The sequence below is a fragment of the Halothiobacillus sp. genome, from assembly GCF_027346185.1.
Classification (GTDB): Bacteria; Pseudomonadota; Gammaproteobacteria; order Halothiobacillales; family Halothiobacillaceae; genus Halothiobacillus.
This window is the reverse complement of record NZ_DAIESY010000085.1, coordinates 1-3544: the sequence shown is the minus strand read 5'-3', so window position 1 is coordinate 3544 and position 3544 is coordinate 1. Positions and strand designations below refer to the sequence as shown.

The 3544-nt window shown below is 54.1% G+C and carries 5 protein-coding genes; 3 read left to right on the top strand and 2 right to left on the bottom strand.

Annotated elements, in window-relative coordinates:
• Both M7R55_RS06660 and yegQ read right to left on the bottom strand, forming a co-directional pair.
• Positions 1-828: LptF/LptG family permease (locus M7R55_RS06660; protein WP_298219602.1), on the bottom strand; the 828-nt coding region annotated here is incomplete at its 3' end.
• Positions 829-832: 4 nt separating this feature from the next.
• The gene (gene yegQ, locus M7R55_RS06655) at positions 833-2242 is read right to left on the bottom strand and encodes a tRNA 5-hydroxyuridine modification protein YegQ (protein ID WP_298219600.1); all 1410 of its coding nucleotides are present in this window, start codon (positions 2240-2242) and stop codon (positions 833-835) included.
• Positions 2243-2437: 195 nt separating this feature from the next.
• Here yegQ and M7R55_RS06650 point away from each other — a divergent pair, with 195 nt between their 5' ends.
• The 3 genes from M7R55_RS06650 to M7R55_RS06640 all read left to right on the top strand — a co-directional run.
• A complete protein-coding gene (locus M7R55_RS06650) occupies positions 2438-2869 on the top strand; it encodes a BLUF domain-containing protein (protein ID WP_298219598.1) in 432 nt (143 codons plus the stop codon).
• Positions 2862-3059, top strand: a complete 198-nt coding sequence (locus M7R55_RS06645) for a DUF2256 domain-containing protein (protein ID WP_366881162.1) — start codon at positions 2862-2864, stop codon at positions 3057-3059. The genes M7R55_RS06650 and M7R55_RS06645 overlap by 8 nt, the downstream gene beginning before the upstream one ends.
• 10 nt (positions 3060-3069) lie before the next feature.
• The coding region (locus M7R55_RS06640; protein ID WP_298219596.1) for a cryptochrome/photolyase family protein at positions 3070-3544 on the top strand (475 nt) is incomplete at its 3' end.

Sequence of the window (3544 nt, the reverse complement as noted above, 5' to 3'; positions counted from 1 at the left end):
CGCTTGCGAGAGGCGGTAATAGAATTCGGCCTGATCGCCGGGCAAATTCGAATGCAGCAGCTGCAGGGATGATTTCCTGTTTTCCTGAGTGTTTTCCGTGTCCGCCTGCCCCGGCACAAGAATTTCATGGGTTTGATAGTCAATTACAGACCAGTCCTGTTCACCCGCTACCCCCTGAATTCTTCGACCCTGTTCCAGCACCACATATCGATGCCCGGCAGAGTCCGTCATCAATTTACCGAAGGGTGCCATTTCAACCCCCGGCTTTTGGCGAGCATTTTTTCCATTCGTAGGTTCATTGAACGCGAAGATATCCGAATAACCATTACCGGACTTACTCCCGATATAAAGCACCGCTCTACCGGACGGATCTTCGATAAAACGGCCAACCGGCAGTTGATTAACCACTTGTTGACCGCGTGCGACGTCGATCATCCGCGACTGAACCTGCTGCAGAGCCGGATAACCGATCAGCGAAATACTGGCCGTCAACAGGCTGACTGGTATAGCCAGCCAAAGGATGGCCTGGCTTAGATGCCGGGGCCCATAGCCGCAGGCGCGAAGGACGGTCAGCTCCGAATCCCGACTCATCCGCCCCAGGGCGAACATCAAACCGATGAACAACCCCACCGGCAACACATAGATCAACAGCTTGACGGCGTTGAAACCCATCATCGCGGGGATCAGGCTTGAGGGCAACGTACCGTCCGCTGCCGCAGAAAGCGAACGAGCAAGCAGATTCGCCAGCATGATGAGCATGACGATCAAGGTCACCCCAAGGGTGGCCACACTCGCCTCGCGCAACAGATAACGATTCAGAATCGGCATGAAATCAGCCGTTCAGATGTTTGGCAATCAGACCATATTTCAAGCGGTCGCCAAATGCCCCTGCGCCTTCCGGCAATTTGAGGCGAACCTTGTAGCCACCACCAGGCGCTTCGGTCATGGCGGCACCCTCCAAGGTTTGCATATCGGCCAGTTGCTCGATGCGGTTGCCGTCGGGCAGCATGAAGGTGACTGAATCACCAACGGCCAACTTGTTCTTGATATCCACCTCGGCCCAATCGCCCTGCACCGAGGTGATCTCGCCTACGAACTGCTGCTCGCGGTGTTTGGAAACGCCCTCGATATAGTTCTGGTATTCCTTGGTGTGATGCCGTTCAAAGAATCCGTCGGTATAGCCCCGATGTGCGAGGTTATCGAGTTCGGCAATCAGATTCGGGTCGAAGGGGCGACCGGCCACAGCATCATCGATCGCCTGGCGATAAACTTGCGCGGTTCGGGCTACGTAATAGTGTGATTTGGTCCGGCCCTCGATCTTGAGGCAATCCACACCAATGCGTGTCAGCGCCTGGACATGTTCCACCGCACGCAAATCACGGGAGTTGAGGATATACGTGCCGTGCTCATCTTCTTCGATCGGCATCAATTCGCCCGGTCGATTCGGCTCTTCAATAAAATACACATCGTTGGCCTTGGGATGGCGGTTATCGCTTCCCGTCGGGCCGAATGATTGCTCGGCACCCGAGAAATCGAAGCCTTCCATGGCCGTAGCACCACCCACGGCATCGAGCGGGATAATCGAAGATTCTGCCGGGCGATAGACACCGGACAAATCTTCTGTCGCGGCCTCGGTTTTGTATTCCCAGCGGCAGGCATTGGTGCAGGTGCCCTGATTCGGATCACGATGGTTGAAGTAGCCGGAAAGCAGGCAGCGCCCAGAGTAGGCAATACACAGAGCGCCGTGAACGAATACTTCCAGCTCCATATCCGGGCAACGATCACGGATTTCGCTGATCTCATCCAAAGAGAGTTCACGCGAGAGAATCACACGCGAAATACCCGCATTCTTCCAGAACTGCACCGTCGCCCAGTTGACGGTATTGGCCTGTACGGAAAGATGAATCGGCAGATCCGGCCACTGCTGACGCACCATCATGATCAGGCCGGGGTCGGCCATGATGAACGCATCCGGCTGCATCTCGACCAGTGGGGTCATGTCCTTGATGAATGTTCTGAGCTTGGTGTTATGCGGCGACAGATTCACCGTCATGAAAAATTTCTTGCCCGCCGCATGCGCTTCATCAATGCCGATGCGCAGATTATCTTCAAGAAAATCATTGTTACGCACCCGCAGGCTATACCGAGGCAGCCCCGCATAAACGGCGTCGGCACCGTAGGCAAAGGCGTAACGCATCGATTTGAGCGTACCGGCAGGAGATAACAATTCAGGCGCTTTCATTCACATTGACTCAATAACACTTAACAAGACCGTATTGTAGCTTGTTGAGCCTGAACTACTCACACCCATTCGCCGTGATTTCTTTCTCAGGTTTTTCTGGTCGCTTGCGCACCTGTTCCCGACCAAACAATTCAAGCACTGGTTGAATAAATATTGTATAAGTCTAGTACAACTTAAAATTGATAGGAGTAATCCATGCTTGTTCGTCTCATCTACGTTTCCAGGCTCGCGCCTGATTTAGATTATCGTGCCATCAAGGATATTCTGGCCGCCTCGCAACGCAACAACAAACCCCGAGGCGTATCCGGTTTGTTGATGTTCAATTCCGGTTTTTTCCTGCAATGGCTTGAAGGTGAGCGCTTGGCCGTCAACGAGCGCTTTGCGCGGATCAGCCAGGATCCGCGGCACACCGCCCCCGTGTTGCTGGACTATCGGGAAATCGTCAAACGCCAGTTTGCGGACTGGAACATGGGCTATCTCGGCGAGGGATCAATCAACAAAGCCACTTTTTATGAATACAGCGGCACCGACACCTTTGATCCGTACACCCTGAGCGGCGACTCCGCAGCGGCCTTGATGCTGGCCTTCATTGACAACGTCCCGCTAATCAAATCGAACAATGGCTAATGGTTCGATGCACGAGAGTTCAATCAAACGTAGGTCGAATGACAAGCACTTACTACCCCGGAAAACCTGTTGTTATTGCCAGCGCCCCTTCACCTGGCGCAAGAAATGGGCACGGGATTGGCCGAACCTGAAATATTGTTCCGATAAGTGCCGAGCGCTGGCAAAGTCGGCGCAGCCCGAACAACGCTAAGGTAAAAATCGTGCGCCAACTCATTGTCGTTCTGGGAGATCAACTCAACCGCAACAGCGCGGTTTTCGATGTCTTCGATCCTGACCAGGATGCAGTATTCATGGCCGAGGCAACCGGTGAGGCCGCCCATGTCTGGTCGCACAAGCTGCGTATTGCCCTGTTCTTCAGTGCCATGCGACATTTTGCCGCGGCCCTGAGAAGCGAAGGTATAACGGTTCACTACGCCCTGTTCGGCGCACATCCTTATGGGCAGTTGGCCGATGCCCTTGCCGCGGCCATCGTGGCGCATCTACCGCAGCAGGTTATCTGGGTATCGGCCGGTGCCGAACGCCTGAATCATGCAATGAAAGCCACTTGTGATAGTCATAAAGTGCCTTGGAAAATCTATCCGGACCGACATTTTATCGCCACCGAGAACCAGTTTTCAGACTGGGCAAAGGGCCGTAAATCCTTGCGACTGGAGTATTGGTACCGCCAGCTTCGCC